Annotated in this window: 15 protein-coding genes; 9 read left to right on the top strand and 6 right to left on the bottom strand. The window is 39.6% G+C overall.

Going from position 1 to position 16156, the window contains the following annotated elements; genetic code table 11:
* Positions 1 to 814: 814 nt before the first annotated feature.
* The 5 genes from CKW03_RS13870 to CKW03_RS13850 all read right to left on the bottom strand — a co-directional run bounded on the left by CKW03_RS13870 (position 815) and on the right by CKW03_RS13850 (position 4860).
* Positions 815 to 2086 (bottom strand): chloride channel protein, encoded by a 1272-nt coding sequence (locus CKW03_RS13870; protein ID WP_093097999.1) that lies wholly within the window; start codon positions 2084 to 2086, stop codon positions 815 to 817.
* 141 nt (positions 2087 to 2227) lie between these two features.
* A complete protein-coding gene (locus CKW03_RS13865; RefSeq protein WP_093097998.1) occupies positions 2228 to 2440 on the bottom strand; it encodes a hypervirulence associated TUDOR domain-containing protein in 213 nt (70 codons plus the stop codon).
* A gap of 16 nt (positions 2441 to 2456) precedes the next feature.
* Complete coding sequence (locus CKW03_RS13860; RefSeq protein ID WP_093097996.1) at positions 2457 to 2981, bottom strand: DUF488 domain-containing protein; 525 nt, start codon at positions 2979 to 2981, stop codon at positions 2457 to 2459.
* The gene (locus tag CKW03_RS13855) at positions 2968 to 3666 is read right to left on the bottom strand and encodes an SMUG2 DNA glycosylase family protein (protein ID WP_093097995.1); all 699 of its coding nucleotides are present in this window, start codon (positions 3664 to 3666) and stop codon (positions 2968 to 2970) included. Before CKW03_RS13855 ends, CKW03_RS13860 begins: the two co-directional genes overlap by 14 nt.
* Positions 3667 to 3720: 54 nt before the next feature.
* Positions 3721 to 4860, bottom strand: a complete 1140-nt coding sequence (locus CKW03_RS13850; RefSeq protein ID WP_236736489.1) for an acyloxyacyl hydrolase — start codon at positions 4858 to 4860, stop codon at positions 3721 to 3723.
* 115 nt (positions 4861 to 4975) lie between these two features.
* Here CKW03_RS13850 and CKW03_RS13845 point away from each other — a divergent pair, with 115 nt between their 5' ends.
* The 9 genes from CKW03_RS13845 to CKW03_RS13805 all read left to right on the top strand — a co-directional run bounded on the left by CKW03_RS13845 (position 4976) and on the right by CKW03_RS13805 (position 15350).
* A complete protein-coding gene (locus CKW03_RS13845) occupies positions 4976 to 5890 on the top strand; it encodes an AEC family transporter (protein ID WP_093097992.1) in 915 nt (304 codons plus the stop codon).
* Positions 5891 to 5990: 100 nt separating this feature from the next.
* On the top strand, positions 5991 to 6956 hold the full coding sequence (locus CKW03_RS13840) for a formylglycine-generating enzyme family protein (RefSeq protein ID WP_093097990.1): 966 nt from the start codon (positions 5991 to 5993) through the stop codon (positions 6954 to 6956).
* A 40-nt stretch (positions 6957 to 6996) separates the two neighbouring features.
* Complete coding sequence (locus CKW03_RS13835) at positions 6997 to 8310, top strand: Gfo/Idh/MocA family protein (protein WP_093097989.1); 1314 nt, start codon at positions 6997 to 6999, stop codon at positions 8308 to 8310.
* Positions 8311 to 8339: 29 nt separating this feature from the next.
* Positions 8340 to 9320, top strand: a complete 981-nt coding sequence (locus CKW03_RS13830) for an FAD:protein FMN transferase (protein ID WP_093097987.1) — start codon at positions 8340 to 8342, stop codon at positions 9318 to 9320.
* A gap of 27 nt (positions 9321 to 9347) precedes the next feature.
* Complete coding sequence (locus CKW03_RS13825) at positions 9348 to 10274, top strand: hydroxypyruvate isomerase family protein (protein ID WP_093097986.1); 927 nt, start codon at positions 9348 to 9350, stop codon at positions 10272 to 10274.
* 99 nt (positions 10275 to 10373) lie between these two features.
* Positions 10374 to 11624: a nucleoside permease gene (locus CKW03_RS13820; protein ID WP_093097984.1), complete on the top strand. Its 1251-nt coding sequence runs from the start codon at positions 10374 to 10376 to the stop codon at positions 11622 to 11624.
* Positions 11625 to 11644: 20 nt separating this feature from the next.
* Positions 11645 to 13327, top strand: coding sequence for a GMC oxidoreductase (locus tag CKW03_RS13815; protein ID WP_093098489.1), 1683 nt, complete (start codon positions 11645 to 11647; stop codon positions 13325 to 13327).
* Between the two features lie 18 nt (positions 13328 to 13345).
* The gene (locus tag CKW03_RS13810; protein ID WP_093097983.1) at positions 13346 to 14770 is read left to right on the top strand and encodes a Gfo/Idh/MocA family protein; all 1425 of its coding nucleotides are present in this window, start codon (positions 13346 to 13348) and stop codon (positions 14768 to 14770) included.
* A 10-nt stretch (positions 14771 to 14780) separates the two neighbouring features.
* Entirely contained in the window at positions 14781 to 15350 is a 570-nt protein-coding gene (locus CKW03_RS13805; protein ID WP_093097981.1) for a gluconate 2-dehydrogenase subunit 3 family protein, read from the top strand.
* Positions 15351 to 15413: 63 nt separating this feature from the next.
* Here the strand turns inward: CKW03_RS13805 and CKW03_RS13800 are convergent, their stop codons facing one another.
* Positions 15414 to 16121 carry an acyl-[acyl-carrier-protein] thioesterase gene (locus tag CKW03_RS13800; protein ID WP_093097979.1) on the bottom strand — a complete coding sequence of 236 codons (708 nt, stop codon included), beginning with the start codon at positions 16119 to 16121 and terminating at the stop codon, positions 15414 to 15416.
* Positions 16122 to 16156 lie beyond the last annotated feature (35 nt).

Raw genomic sequence — 16156 nt, 5'->3', positions numbered from 1 at the left:
GATATGAGATTTGAGATTTGAGTATTGAGATGTAAAGTTCGCCAGCAGGGATGGGAAATCTTTGTAGAAAGGTCGAAACGTCCAAGGGATAACCCCTGGAGGGGGTGAAATATTTGTAGAAAAATGGATTGTTTAAAGGATAACCCCTAGCGGGGGTGAAATATTTTTCAAAAAATCTTCTTTACCGGTATTAGACAATAAAAAATAGTTTCCTCATCTTACGATAGTGGAATGACCATCTCTAAATAAAAAAATAGATTCTTCGCTTCGCTCTGAATCCCTCTCTGAGACATTTTCAATTCTGAACGATTAGTGAAGAATCTGTACGGTATTCCTCCAAATGTCCTGTCATCCTTGACCGAAGGTCAAGGAACTGTACGCCAATGCATTCCTTTTACTTTATTAAAACATAATGTGTGTAATGTTCCGAGATGTTTCTTGCCTACCAACGACAAGTTTGTTAAATCTGTGTTTCTAGGTACTTAGACCTATATTTCCTTTCTAGAAGAATATTTTTTATCCGCCATACATCCCCAGCGGGGATGAATTATTTTAGCATGGATGGTAAACAATATAGGGCTAATGCAAAAACGATGTTCGATTAATCGAACATCGTTTTTGCGCGACTTCCTGGATAACGTGCCATGTCTGCTAAAATAATGGAACCCCAAATGGGGTTCTATATTTAAAAAATAAAAGAGCTAATAGATTTTCATTGCCAACATGCTGTCATCACCTTCTGGTAAATTTAGCTCTAATTTTTACTTCTCAACATGACAGCAAAACTTAACTTTCAATTGTATGGATAGCTTAACTATGCCAAAGAATTCTTTAAATTCTCTTTGTACATATCGTAGGTGTATACATTGTATGGTAGGAGCTTGTAAGCCAAATATTTAGACACCAAACAACAAACGATCAATGGGATGATTAAGCTGTATCCGTTAGGGACGATGTTGCAAATCAGGAAAATGGATGTAAAGGGTGCATAAATGGCGGCCGATAGGGCTGAGCCGGCACCAATCAATGCGAAATTGATTGGGCTAACTTCCATGTGAAGGAAGGTTTGGCAAAAAATAGCCACTAAAAGACCTAGGAATGCTCCCATGATAATGCTTGGGGCAAAAACACCGCCATCTCCTCCAGCACCTAAGGTAAGGGAGGAAGCTAATGGTTTCAATAATACAAGCAGAAACAGGTAACCCATGGAATTTGTCTCAGCATGAAGGACTTCATTTAAACCATGGTAGCTATCTCCAAATAGGACCGGAAAGAAAAAGATTATCAGTCCGACCGTAATTGCGCCTAAATTAACCCGAATAAAGTTGTTATTGATATTTCCAAAGAAGGTCTTGATCCTGATCATCAATAAGGTGAATCCAACGGCGATCAAGGCTCCAAGAAGGCTTAAGAGTAAAAAGAATGGAGTTGCCTGCCATTTCCATTCCACGATCTGTGTAGGAATGATTCTTTCATTTCCTAAACCATAGATAAATAATGCTGCAACCAGGGTTGAGGCCAGACAGCTGATCAAAATGGTTGGTTTGTATTTTCTGCTGATAGCTTCTATACCAAATAGCAAACCCGCTATGGGGCTAGAAAACAAAATCGCCACACCTGCCGCAGAAGCCGCACAGATGAGTTCTCTTTTATAGAGTTTTGCAGAGAAATTTTTCTTGTATACTTCATTCCCAATGGTAGCTGTGGATACCACGGTTGAAACTTCGATTCCAGTAGAACCACCAAAAATAACCGTCAGGAATCCGTTGATAAAGTGGGAAGGGATTTTGAACAGCGGTAAATGATCTTTCCTAAGGTCTAAAGTTTTATAGATTTCAGTCATTCCTTTATTCTTTCTTCCTTGGAAAACATATTTTCTCAGAAAATAGATAATAGTAATACCAATGGAAGGAAGGATGATAAATAGGTAGGGATTGGTTTCAGAGACAAAATTGAATACATGATGCTCGGTCTTTTCCGTAATGAAGCGCAGTGATATCGCTAGTATCGAACTCAATAAACCAACGATCAAAGAAATGGCAAAGAGCTTGAAATAGTTTTGATGAATGACTTTTTTTCTATTCATTTTAGATAGTGAATTTAAACTTGACTCCGGGAATATGCTATAAAGTACCTAGATCGAGGGGGCAAGTGGAGGAAAGCGACAAATTTAAGTTATTTGAAGAAAAAATGAGTTTATGTAACAAGTATTGTTACAGTAATTAAATTATTTTTCCAGTGTTAAGGCTTTTCCTTTATGGGCAGCGATATGGTCGGTCTTACTGCTCTTGATTTCATATTGCGGATCTTGAGGGCTTGCTCGATGGGTATAGCCTTTATAGTCGAAATCGCTAGTGTGGATTTTGATGATGGTTCCAGAAACCCGACCTGCTTCAGAATTCCAACTGACGAGGTCACCAATTTTGAACTTTGTATCCATGATAACTTGATTTTATTTATTCTGAATAATTTAATTTGCCACCTAAGATTCGGGCAGCGGAGGTATACGGATGTTCTTGGGCTTTTGCAATGGACATAATATGCCACACCTGCCATCCCTGCACCTTGAGGTAATCTGACACTAAGGAGCGATGGCATCTCCACCAAACAGCCTCTGAACACATAAAAACAGTTTTTTGTTCGGTTGCCAAAGCTTCTAATTCATTGATACCCTGTTTAAAGTCCTCCGTTTCCATATAATCGGCATAGCCTCGAAAGGAAAGGTTTCTCCAGGCATTATTATGGCTGTCCTTATGAGCAGGCCTACGACCTGCCAACGAGGTCAGATGGAGATATTTAATTCCATTATTTTCTAGGGATTCTTTTAGAGAATCCTGGTTGAATTGCGGGAAATTCCGAGAACCTGGTAGTCTTCTGATGTCAACCAGGAGTTCAATATCAAAGGAGTTCAGCATATCCAAGAATTCTTGGATGGGATGGGTCGAATGCCCGATGCTGTATATAATCTTAGAACGTTCCATGATTTTGATTGAATGCAACTAAGTATTTATCTATATAGAGTTGTTTTTCTTTGGATTTGTATTGCTGGATAAAGCGAGGGTGTTCGAGGACAGTCAATTTTTTGAATAGATTGGCTTCCTGATTGAGTTTCTGGATGAACTGGGCATTCTTTTTACCTAGGATGAAGACCTCATCTTGGTCAAGGCCTAATTCGATATGGTTTTTTAGGGATTCGATCATGAAATCTTTGACCGCTAGGAAGAGTTTCGGGTCATCATAGTAATTGGCGTTCAGGAATTGACCTGGTTTGACCTCTCTGATGATCGCCAATGGAAAAGGGGAGTTGATATAGAATTCTCTGTAAAACTCGGCTGCTCCGCCAAATTCTTCAATCATATCGTACATAAAGACCGAAGATATTTCATGAGTGCGCGCAGAAGTCATTTTGATCCCACATGCAGATTCTAGCCTTTTGGTGTCGGTAAAAGGAACTCCGGTTACACCAGCACCATGTCTGCTGGGATTGATTCCGATCAGGAATTTTCGAGGATTGTTGTCTGCGTAGTATTGGTTGTAGAATTTCCGCATGACCGCCAGGGTTTCTGGATTGTCCATAAAAGGGTTCATCACAAAAAATCCTTCGGGTAATTTGCCTGTATATTGAAGCCTTTGGTTGAAGTCAATTACTTTGTCTGCAAAATTCATTTGACAAATGGATTTGGTTCCTATTGCTTCAATAAAGGTACGAAAAAGCTAGCTTTAATTTCCTTTATCTCTGTTGAAGGTATAGCCTACGGTCCATTCAATGAAGTCGGCTTTACCCATGTGGGCTTTGATGGAAACACCTGCGTTGATGTTTTTATACACATAATAACGTGCTCCCGCTCTCAAGAATACGCGCCTAATTTCTCCATTGAAGCGTTGGTTATGCAAATAATATCCCACATTGCCATTGAGGACCAACCTCTCGTTGAGGATATGCGCGATATAGAATGATGGGCCACCGGATAATTTAGAGCTTAACTTTCCAGATTTGTCGCCTGCAATTTCAGCATCATTACCTGATGAGGAATAGAATAGGTCAAATCCTCCCCCTAATCTCCATTTATAGGAAACATGCCTACTGGCATAGGCACTCAATGTGGACTTAAAGAAGCGTTCATCCGATTCATCCTTTAATTGTTTAAAACCTACGCCATAATTAATATGGTAAAGGATTTTTTTGGAAAAGGGTTTAAGGACAGAATCCCTATTGATCTTGATATCGGGATTAATCTGGTAGTTCACTGAGACCGTCAAAGGAACCAGGTTCACTCCTTTGTTGGGTAATCGAAGCGCTCCATTGGAGAAATGATGGAATGCCAAACCAACTCCAGCTTTCCAATGCGGGTTGATCCTATATTGGGTTCTGATCCCTAAATCAATAAAGACATTGTTCTTGGAGCCAATGACTAAATTCAATGGATTTTCATTTTCATTATAAGGTTTGAAGTTTCCGGAAAGACCAAGGCCAATGCGGTAATCATAGCTCCATCGGCTATCTTCCTTGGGAGCAATTGGGGTTTGGACAAATCCATAAATAGCGAAAGGGCTACCTAAGATATCAGTGTTAAAGGTGCTGGAATAGAGACCGATACCATATATAGGGTAATTGTAGATTTGATAATATTGATCCTTTTTTGCCCGTTGTTTCCAACCGATCTTAAAGTTTAATCCATTGTAATAAGCGCCTTCATAGGTAGATGATTTCAAGCCTTTTTGGGCTAGGATACCACCGTTTTCGGTTTCAAGTTCAAGGATCAAAGGACTCTTTTTAATTTCCTCTTTGATTTGAGAGATTTGGCTGATCGCCAAAAAGGGTAAAAGCGTAAGTAAGAATAAGGTAGCGGATCTAATCACAGAATAATAATTATGGATTATACATAAGTCGACAAAAATAGTAATAACTTTGTGCCTTAAAACGAGTTCAGTGTCATTTTTGTTTCAAATGATATGCTGAAAAAAATTAGCTAACGTGTCAAACTTTATCCTCATTATTTTTTGCCTAGCCGCTGGGATAATAAGTAGAAGATTTAATTGGGTTGCGAAAGACGGGTATAAAGCCTTGAATGCATGGGTTTTGTATTTTGGTCTCCCTGCCATTTCGTTTAATTATCTTCCAAAGTTGAGCTGGGACAATGATTTGTTGTTCACGATGTTAGGACCGGTCTTGGTTTTAACTGGTTCCTTGATTTTCTTTTATATCTTGGAAAAAGTAACCAATATTTCCAAACGGACTTCCCATACCTTGATGTTAATTGCAGGATTGAGTAACACCTCATTTGTCGGATTTCCTTTGATAACTGCATATTTCGGAACGAAAGCCTTGCCAATTGGGATTGTAAGTGATCAGATGACCTTCTTTCTCTTGTCAACGGTAGGGGTGGTGGTGGCCATGAAAGGGAGTTTAAAGAAGAAAAACAATGTCGATATTAGATTTATCCTAAAGAGGGTATTTACTTTTCCACCGCTAATTGGCGCTTTATTGGCATTGACAGTAGGGAGATTAGTCGATTTAAGCGGCTTGGATGATTTCTTTAAGATCTTGGGTTCAACGGTTTCACCAATTGCTTTATTTTCTATTGGGTTACAGTTGCATTTTGGGATAGTGAAGAGTGAAATTCCAAATATTACTTATGCTTTAGTGTATAAACTAATTTTGGCACCTGCCATTGTCGTTCTTGTCGCCCTGATGATGGGCTTGAAGGGGGAAATTGTACAGGTTTCTATTTTTGAGATGGCAATGCCTAGTTTAGTGGCTACCAGCATAATATTAAGTCAATTTAAACTGAATTCGAAGGTCGGGAATAGTGTGATCGGGATGAGTATTCCCTTAGGTCTTTTGAGCACATATTTGTGGTACCAAGTCCTTATTACATTCCTAATGTAACCTAAATGTTATTGAAATATTTCTAGAATTGCTTATCTTTATTGAAATAAATTCAAAAAAATTCTAATTGATTTTAGGTTTTAACATACAGTAACTATTTATGAAGAGAGTTTTATTCTTTGCTTTATTAGCAGGGATACAAATGTCTAATGCGCAGGAAAAACACGAGCGTTATACACAAAAGATACAAGGGACAAGTTTAGAATTCACAATGGAAGCCATTCCAGGAGGTGAGTTTAACATGGGAAGTGCGAAATCGTCCAATTCGGATGAAAAACCAGTTCATAAAGTTAAATTAGATCCATTTTGGATGGGAACTTATGAAGTTACCTGGAATATTTTCGAACCATTTTTATATAAGGATTACGAGATCACCAAATCTACAGATGGCAAAGTGCCAACTGAAGTTGATGCAGTGACCAGGCCTACGAAGCCGTACTTGGACATGACCTTTGGCTTTGGCAAGGATGGTCAGCCTGCTTTAGCCATGACCCATTACAATGCTATTCAGTTTTGTAAATGGTTGTATGTAAGGACCGGTGTATTTTATAGATTACCAACAGAAGCGGAATGGGAATATGCTGCAAGAGCAGGTTCTGAGACTGAATACTTCTTTGCTGATGATGCAGCACAGATAGCTGAATATGCTGTTTTCAAAGATAACGCAGGCGGTAAAACTGCTAAAGTTGGAACAAAAAAAGCGAACCCTTGGGGTTTATATGATATTTTAGGGAATGTTTCTGAGTGGACTTATGATCAGTATGATGCTGATTTTTATAAGACCTTGGAAGGTAAGGTATCAGAGAATCCAGTTAATGTTCCGACCAAATTATATCCTCATGTAGTTCGAGGCGGTTCATTTGAGAGTGAAGTTGCAGATTTGCGTTCTGCTGCTAGGGGTGCGTCAGACCCGATTTGGAAACAATTAGACCCACAGATTCCAAAATCAAACTGGTGGTTTCCGGAAGCTCCTTTCGTAGGGATGCGTTTAGTACGTCCGGTTAAACAACCTAGTCATGAGGAGATTATGGCGTATTATGATAAAGCGCCGCTTAAGGATTTTTAATTAACTTAAACCGTATAATACTCAATTTAAATCTAATTTCATGGAAAGTTTAAAACGTAGGGATTTTATAAAATCTTCTTCTGCCCTAGTGGGTGCTGCTGCCTTAACTGGTAGTTCAGTAAGCAGCGTATTCGCTGCAGGTTCTGACGTTATAAAAATTGCATTAATTGGATGTGGTGGTCGTGGAACTGGAGCAACCTTTGATGCTTTTGCTTCGGGACAAAATATCAAATTAGTGGCAATGGCCGACGCATTTAAAGATAACCTAGATTCTACTTATGATACCCTTAAGGAGAAATTTGGGGATAAAATAGATGTGCCAGATAGCCGTAAATATGTAGGTTTTGATGCTTACAAAGCTGCAATTAAAGATGCTGATGTGATTTTGTTGACCACTCCTCCGGGATTCAGACCGATTCATTTTGAAGAAGCTGTGAAGCAAGGGAAACACGTTTTCATGGAGAAAGCAGTGGCTGCTGATATTCCAGGAGTGCGTAAGGTCTTGGAAGTGGCAGAAATTGCAAAGCAAAAGAAATTAAACGTTGTGGTAGGTTTGCAAAGACGCTACCAAACTAACTATAGAGAAGCAATCAAGCGTATCCACGATGGTGCTATCGGTGATGTGGTTTCAGGTCAAGTGTATTGGAACAGTGGTGGTGTTTGGGTGAGACCTCGTAAACCAAATCAAACTGAGATGGAATACCAAATGCGTAACTGGTACTATTTTAACTGGTTATGTGGTGACCATATCGTAGAGCAGCACGTGCATAACATTGATATTGCAAACTGGGTAAAGCAAAAATATCCGGTTTCTATCCAAGGTACAGGAAGTAGAGCCCATAGAACTGGAAAGGAATATGGAGAGATCTATGATAACTTCGCCCTTGAGTTGACTTATGATGATGGATCAGTGGTTTATAGCCAGTGCCGTCACTTTGAGGGAATCTCCAATAGGGTAGACGAAACCTTCCAAGCTACTAAAGGTAGAGTTTATTTATCTGCTGGAAACCAAGCAGTTTTATACGGACCTGATGGTAAAGAAATCTATCGTCATGATCCAAAAGGTAATCCAAATCCGTACCAACAAGAGCACAAAGAATTGTTTGAGGCGATTGCCAAAGGAGAATACAAATTCAATGATGCAGAATATGGTGCATACAGTTCATTGACTGGTATTATCGGAAGGATTGCATGTTACACTGGAAAGGTAATCAAGTGGGATGAGGCAATAAAGTCTAACATCAGCTTGATGCCTGATCAATACACTTGGGATGCAAAACCAAAGGTATTGCCTAATGCAGATGGATTCTATCCAGTTGCTGTTCCAGGACACGATGTAGAGAAATACATTTAATAGTGATAAAATTCTGTAATTTTATCATTATGATATTAATTGGTTGCTGTGCTTACGGACAGCAACCAATTTCTGCTTTACAGAAACACGAACTTTTTGGGCGTGCGCAAGGCACCACCTATACCATTAGCTATTACGCTTCTACTGCTTCAATTTCACAGACTTCCATCGACAGTATATTTGCGGTCATCGATCAGTCCATGTCGCTCTATAAAAAGGATTCCCATATTTCAAGATTCAATGAGCCCAAAACGGGCAGGATGAAATTGGATCCCCATATGTTGAAAGTGATGAAGGAATCTTTCAGGGTATATAAAGACTCAAAGGGTTTATTTGATGTCACTGTGATGCCTTTGGTTTCTCTCTGGGGATTTGGACCGCGGGAAGTGGTCAATATTCCAGATTCGGCAACGATCAGGGAAACAATGGAACATGTTGGGATGGATAAGCTCCGTTTATCAGGAAAGACATTGAAAAAGAAGGTGGCTGAAGTTGAGATTGATCTGAACGGTATAGCGCAAGGCTACACTGTCGATGTATTACATGACTTTTTGTTAAAAAAGAAAATAGAAAGTTTTATTGTAGAAGTTGGTGGGGAAATCAGAGCCCATGGCTTAAAGCCAGATCAGAGCAGTTTCAAGGTATTGGTTCAAAGGCCAGAGCAAGCAAGGGGAGGATCTGACCATATTTTAGAAATAAAAGACAAAGCTGTCACCACTTCAGGAAGTTACGAGAAGTTTCGTAAAGTAAAAGATTACAAGTTTTCACATCATATGGACCCAAAAACTGGGTTTCCAATTCAATCACAAATTATATCAGTAACAGTGGTTGCGAATACAGCAATGGAGGCGGATGCCTATGATAATGTGTTCATTGCGATGAAACCAGAGGACGCAATTTCATTTGCGAATTCCAAAAATATAATTGATATTTATTTAATGTATTTGGAGGAAGGGAAAGTGAAAGAGGCCCAATCTGCTGGATTCAAAAAGTATTTGCTAACCGATTAAATACTTAAAATTTAAACTTATACCTAAATGAAACGTTCGGATTTTTTAAAAAACAGTTCCCTTTTGGTTGGAGCTTCATTATTTTCTAATGGACTTTCTGCCAATGATCAATCTCAAAAACCTATGGAATCGAAATCAGCCAATCAACCATTCAAATTAAACTATGGTCCACATCAAGGGATGTTCAGTGCAACAGCAGGAAAGAACTTTCTTGATGAAATTCAGTACATGTATGACTTAGGCTTCAGAGGAATTGAAGACAATGGCATGCCAGGTCGCTCCGTTGATGAACAGAAGAAAATCGGCGATCTGCTGGCAAAACTGGGCATGACGATGGGAGTATTTGTAGTTCCAAAAGGTGGGAATGGTGCTAATTCATTAGCTGCTGGAAAACAGGAGTTTGTGGATGTGTTCTTAAAGGGTTGTAGAGAGTCTGTTGAAATCGCGAAACGTTGTCATGCCAAGCATGTGACTGTTGTTCCTGGGGATTATGTTAGAAATCTTCCTATTGGAGTACAAACAGCCAATGTGGTTGAAGGTCTAAGAAAAGGAGCGGAAATATTCGAACCACATGGTATTACCATGGTATTGGAACCTTTGAGTGATACACCTGATCTATTCTTACGATTCACAGATCAAACTTATGAAATCTGTAAGGCTGTAAATAGCCCGTCTTGTAAGATCCTTTATGATGTATATCACCAGCAAAAAAATGAAGGAAACTTAATTCCAATGATGGATTTATGTTGGAGTGAAATCGGATATATCCAGGTGGGAGACAACCCCGGAAGAAGGGAGCCAACAACTGGAGAAATCAATTATAAGAACCTATTTAAATGGTTGTATGAGAAGGGGTATAAAGGCGTGGTTGGAATGGAGCACGGGATGTCCAAGTCGGGTAAAGAAGGTGAAGAAACCTTGGTTAAAGCCTATAGAGAGGTGGATTCCTTCTAATGCTAAAGGGATTTAGTATTGAAACAAATTCGTGATTAAATTTTGTAATTAGCATATTATCTCTATCTTTAAATTCAAGATTTTAGTAAACCTTTTAGAATGTCTTCATCAATTAAATTTAAACTCTCTTTCATGATGTTCCTCGAATTTTTTATTTGGGGAGCATGGTTCGTTACGCTCGGTACATTTTTAGGAAACAATTTAAAAGCGTCAGGCTTGGAGATCGCAAATGTGTTCTCTACGCAGTCATGGGGAGCTATTATTGCTCCATTTATCATCGGTATGATTGCAGACCGATATTTCAATGCAGAAAGAATCCTTGGTATTCTTCATTTGGTTGGGGCATTCTTGATGTACCAACTTTACCAGAGTGATTCTATTGGGTCTTTCTTTCCTTATGTCCTAGGCTATATGATCCTGTATATGCCAACACTTTCATTAGTGAATTCCGTATCATTTAGACAGATGAAGAATCCTGAAAAGGAATTCTCATTTATTCGTATTTGGGGTACCATTGGATGGATTATCGCTGGATTGTCTATCAGTTACTTGTTTAAATGGGATAGCCCAGAAGGCTTGCAAGAAGGCTTGTTGAAAAACACCTTTATGATGTCAGCAATCGCTTCTTTAGTATTGGGTGTGTTTTCCTTTACCTTACCTAAAACTCCTCCTGTAAAGGCTGGAAACACAGGTGAGAAAGAAAGCATTTCTAAGATCTTAGGATTGGATGCCATTAAGTTATTGAAAGACCGTAACTTCTTGGTTTTCTTTATCTGTTCGATCTTGATCTGTATTCCATTAGCATTTTATTATCAGTATGCCAATCCTTTCTTAACAGAGATTGGATTAGCCAATGCAACTGGTAAAATGACGATAGGACAGATTTCGGAAGCGCTATGTCTGTTGTTATTACCTGTATTCTTTACAAGATTTGGTTTTAAGAACACCATTTTATTAGGGATGTTGGCATGGGTGATCCGTTATGTATTATTTGCTTACGGAAATGCAGGCGAGATGACCTTTATGCTGTTGATCGGTATTGCATTGCACGGTATCTGTTATGACTTTTTCTTTGTTTCAGGACAGATCTATACAGATTCAAAAGCTGGTAAAGACAATAAGAGTGCCGCTCAAGGATTGATTACATTGGCAACCTATGGAGTAGGTCAATTAATCGGATTCTGGGTAGCAGGATATGTGAGTGACATGTATGTTAATATCAAAGCTTCGGATTTAGCTTTGTTCTGGAATAAATTATGGATAGTTCCTGCAGGAATTGCATTTGTAGTAATGATCATTTTCATGCTTTTCTTCAAGAAAGAAACTATTCAAACACAAGTAGAAAACTAATTAAAATTTAAAAGATAATGGTGGAAAATAATGTATATGATGCTATTGTTATCGGATCTGGAATCAGTGGGGGCTGGGCAGCCAAAGAACTTACTGAGAAAGGCCTGAAAACAATCATGCTAGAGCGTGGCCGCAATGTGGAGCACGTGAAAGATTATCATGCCAACAAAGACACATGGGAATACCCTCACCGTGGTGGTAGAACAGTGCAGATGGAGAAGGATTACCCGGTTTTAAAACGTGATTACCCATTGAACGAGAAAAACTTGGATTTCTGGGTTAATGAGAAAGAAAGTCCTTACACGGAAGTAAAACGCTTTGACTGGTTTAGGGGATATCATGTTGGAGGTCGTTCGTTGATGTGGGGCCGTCAAAGTTACCGTTTAGGTGATTTGGACTTTGAAGCAAACTTGAAAGATGGCCATGGAGTAGATTGGCCGATCCGTTATAAAGATATCGCTCCTTGGTATAGCTATGCTGAGAAATGGGCAGGTATTTCCGGTAACCGTGATGGTCTGGATGTACTTCCTGATGGTGATTTCATGCCAGCGATGGATTTTAACATCGTTGAAAAAGATCTTGCTGAGCGATTGAAAAAAGAATATGGTGGAAATCGTCACTTCATTATGGGACGTACTGCCAATATCACTCAACCGCACACTGGCCGTATCAACTGTCAGTACCAAAACCAATGTTGGTTGGGTTGTAACTTTGGAGGTTACTTCAGTACGCAGTCTTCCACATTGCCTCCGGCAATGAAGACGGGTAATTTGACGTTGAGACCATTCTCTATCGTTACGAAGATCATCTATGATAAAGACACTAAAAAAGCAAAAGGTGTTGAAATCGTTGATGCTGAAACAAATAAAACGTACGAATTCTTTGCAAAAGTAATCTTTGTATGTGCTTCTGCATTCAACTCGACTTGGGTCTTGATGAACTCAGCTACTGATGTTTGGGAAGGTGGATTAGGAAGTAGCAGTGGTGAATTAGGTCACAATGCTATGGATCACCATTTCCGTTTAGGTGCTGGTGGTAGAGTAGAAGGTTATGAGGATAAGTACTTCTTCGGAAGACGTCCAACCGGGCTTTATGTTCCTCGATTTGTAAATATTCCTAGTGATACCAAGAAACGTGATTATGTGCGTGGATTTGGTTATCAAGGTTCTGGAAGCCGTGGTCGTTGGTCTGGTGAGATTGCAGAGATGCAGGTAGGAGGTGCATGGAAAGATGCATTATGCGAGCCAGGAAACTGGAGTGTTGGTTTTACAGCCTTCGGTGAGATCCTTCCTTACCACGAAAATAAAATCTCATTGGATAAGAGTGTCAAAGATAAATGGGGCTTACCTGTATTGTCGATGGACATGGAAATCAAAGACAATGAGCAAAAAATGCGTAAAGACATGACCGAAGAGATGAAGGAAATGTTGGAGAAGATCGGAGTTAAAGATGTAAACACTTATGATGGTGGTTATAATTTCGGTATGGGTATCCACGAAATGGGAACAGCTAGAATGGGTAGAGATCCTAAAACTTCGGTATTGAATGGAAACAACCAAGTTTGGGATGCATTGAACGTATTCGTTACTGACGGTGCTGCAATGACTTCTGCTGGTTGTGTGAATCCTTCATTGACGTATATGGCCTTGACTGCAAGAGCTGTAGATTTTGCTGTGAGTGAGCTGAAAAAAGGTAATTTATAACAATCTAAACCCAATAACATGAGTAAGAATAATTCAAGAAGAGATTTTATTAAGAATTCTGCGATAGCAGCAGCTGGTATCAGCATCGTGCCTAGACACGTATTAGGTGGTACTGGATTTACTGCTCCAAGTGATAAGTTGGTGGTTGCGGGTATCGGTGTTGGTGGTAAAGGTGAGAGCGATATCAAATCATTCCATGATTCAGGAAAAGCTGACATTGCTTTCCTTTGTGATGTGGATGAACGCAGAGCTGCTAACTCAAGAAAGCGTTTTCCAAAAGCTAAATATTATAAAGATTATCGTGAGATGTTGGACAAAGAGCACAAGAACATTGATGCTGTTTCTGTTTCAACTCCTGACCATAACCACGCTATCCAAGCATTGGCAGCAATGCAGTTAGGTAAACACGTGTATGTACAGAAACCTTTGGCTCACGATGTTTGGGAAGCTAGGGTGCTGACTGAAGCTGCTAAAAAATATAAAGTCGTAACACAAATGGGTAACCAAGGTGCATCAAATGATGGTCCTAGACAAGCCCGTGAGTGGTATGAAGCAGGTTTGATCGGAAATGTTCATACAGTTTACTGTTGGACTGACCGTCCTGTTTGGCCTCAAGGTATTTCATGGCCAACGCAAAAGGCGAATGTACCTGCAGAATTGAACTGGGATCTTTGGTTAGGAACTGCTCCTCAAAAGGATTTCGTAGATAAATTGGTTCCATTCAACTGGAGAGGTTGGTGGGATTATGGTACTGGTGCACTAGGAGATATGGGATGTCACTTATTAGAAGTTCCATTTAGCGTGCTAGGACTAACTTATGTACAAGATGTTCAAGCATCAGTAGGTTCAGTATATGTTGATGAATTCAAACGTGGATACTTCCCAGAAAGCTGTCCTCCGTCTTCACATGCGACCATGACTTTCCCTAAAGCAGCAAGAACAACTGGACCAGTTACCTTGCACTGGATGGATGGTGGTATTCAACCTGCACGTCCGGAAGAATTAGGACCTAACGAAATCTTTGGTGATGGCGGTAATGGTATCCTATTGATCGGTGACAAAGGAAAAATCCTTGCTGATACCTATGGTGAGAACGCGCGTTTACTTCCTACTTCAAGAAAAGAGAATGTAGCATTGAAATATGAGCGTGTACCGGGTGCTGCTGGTGGTCACTATGCACAATGGGTAGAAGCTTGTATCGCAGGATATGGAAAGAAAGAAGTGAGTGCTCCATTCGAAATCTCAGGACCATTGACAGAAGCATTACTAATGGCTAACTTAGCTATCCGCGGTGCTGATTTACGTGTTGATGGCAGATATCCAGGACGTAGCTTGAAGCTATTATGGGATAACGAAAATATGAAAGTAACTAACTTTGACGTAGTGAACCAGTTTGTAAAACGTAACTATCGCCAAGGTTGGGATGTTAAATACACACTTTAATTAAAGAACAATGAATAGAAGAGAGGCATTAAAAAACGTTGCATTCATCGTTGGGGGTTCTGTAATCGGTGCAAACTTGTTCTTACAAGGTTGTACTAGACCTGCTTCGAAAGAAGTTGCATCCTTATTCGAAGGTGATACACCTGATTTTTTGGGTGAATTAGCCGAAGCTATTCTTCCTAAAACCTCAACTCCTGGCGCTAAAGAAGCTGGTGTTGGTCAGTTTATCCCAGTGATGATCCGTGATTGCTACGAAGAGAAAGACCAAAAAGCCTTTATGGATGGTTTGAACGGTGTAGATGAGCGTGCTCAAAAAGAATTCAAAAAAGGATTCGCAGAGCTGTCAGCTGAAGAGAAACTACAATTTGTAAATAATTACGATAAAGAAGCAAAAGACTATCAAAGCAATAAGAAAGAAGGCGATGCAAATCACTTCTTCACCATGTTGAAACAATTGACTTTGACTGGTTTCTTTACTTCCGAAGTTGGAATGAAGCAAGCATTGCGCTATGTGAAGATTCCTGGAAAATTTGATGGTAATTATCCATACAAAAAAGGAGAAAAAGCATGGGCTATATAGTCTCAGCTTAAGCATAAAAAAATCCCCAGAAGTACATTCTGGGGATTTTTTTATGCTCTATATTTATTTGGTCAATCGCATCAAGAAATGTATCCTGCCATCCTTCTGAATACTGAATACCTTATCCTCATGTTCCTTGATTTCAATGTCATCAGCATAGTTCAATTCTTTCAGGAAATTCATCTCCAAGCGGCTAAAGGAGCCTTTTAAGATGGTCTTTGGATCCATGGCATCAAAGCACCATTCCATGTATTTCACGTTATTGGCGTGGTTAACAATGTCCAAATCCGATAATTTAACCTTATAGTCACTCAATAGTTGGAAGTCCACATTGCCATCAATTTTTTCGACAGCATTTTTTGTAGGGATTTTATCCCTGAAAAACTCCATATGGTCAGTGCTGAGCGCAAAATTATCAGCTCTGCGGGTTCTGATGTTAAAGACTACCCATAAGCTACTGGCACTAATCAATACCTCATCTCCAAGCCATAGTTCAAAATTACGGATAGAACGGCTCCCGGTGAAATCCTGGATCCATGTCCGGATCTTGACTGTCTGTGTGTACTTTGGTAATCTATCTATTTCGATCAGCATCCTACTCAAGACCCATGACTGCCTGACATCGAACATCGCTTTATACCCAAAGCCTAAGTTCTCAGCATGTTCACTCGCCGTAATCTGTAAAATGTTGTTTAATTCACTATATTTCAACTGCCCGTTAGGATAACATTGAGTGAAATTCAATGTCCATTCCTTTTCAAATATGCCCATTTATATGTGTTCTGAAATCTAATGCAAATGTAACT

It is taken from the genome of Sphingobacterium mizutaii (assembly GCF_900187125.1).
Lineage (GTDB): Bacteria > Bacteroidota > Bacteroidia > Sphingobacteriales > Sphingobacteriaceae > Sphingobacterium > Sphingobacterium mizutaii.
Note: the sequence above shows the minus strand (reverse complement) of the source record. Positions and strands in the feature narration are given on the sequence as shown.

Excerpts from the sequence above, each read along its gene's own strand:
- CKW03_RS13870 (WP_093097999.1), bottom strand. The coding sequence starts at position 2,086 with ATGAATAGAAAAAAAGTCATTCATCAAAACTATTTCAAGCTCTTTGCC.
- CKW03_RS13865 (WP_093097998.1), bottom strand. The coding sequence starts at position 2,440 with ATGGATACAAAGTTCAAAATTGGTGACCTCGTCAGTTGGAATTCTGAA.
- CKW03_RS13860 (WP_093097996.1), bottom strand. The coding sequence starts at position 2,981 with ATGGAACGTTCTAAGATTATATACAGCATCGGGCATTCGACCCATCCC.
- CKW03_RS13855 (WP_093097995.1), bottom strand. The coding sequence starts at position 3,666 with ATGAATTTTGCAGACAAAGTAATTGACTTCAACCAAAGGCTTCAATAT.
- CKW03_RS13840 (WP_093097990.1), top strand. The coding sequence starts at position 5,991 with ATGAAGAGAGTTTTATTCTTTGCTTTATTAGCAGGGATACAAATGTCT.
- CKW03_RS13835 (WP_093097989.1), top strand. The coding sequence starts at position 6,997 with ATGGAAAGTTTAAAACGTAGGGATTTTATAAAATCTTCTTCTGCCCTA.
- CKW03_RS13830 (WP_093097987.1), top strand. The coding sequence starts at position 8,340 with ATGATATTAATTGGTTGCTGTGCTTACGGACAGCAACCAATTTCTGCT.
- CKW03_RS13825 (WP_093097986.1), top strand. The coding sequence starts at position 9,348 with ATGAAACGTTCGGATTTTTTAAAAAACAGTTCCCTTTTGGTTGGAGCT.
- CKW03_RS13820 (WP_093097984.1), top strand. The coding sequence starts at position 10,374 with ATGTCTTCATCAATTAAATTTAAACTCTCTTTCATGATGTTCCTCGAA.
- CKW03_RS13810 (WP_093097983.1), top strand. The coding sequence starts at position 13,346 with ATGAGTAAGAATAATTCAAGAAGAGATTTTATTAAGAATTCTGCGATA.
- CKW03_RS13805 (WP_093097981.1), top strand. The coding sequence starts at position 14,781 with ATGAATAGAAGAGAGGCATTAAAAAACGTTGCATTCATCGTTGGGGGT.
- CKW03_RS13800 (WP_093097979.1), bottom strand. The coding sequence starts at position 16,121 with ATGGGCATATTTGAAAAGGAATGGACATTGAATTTCACTCAATGTTAT.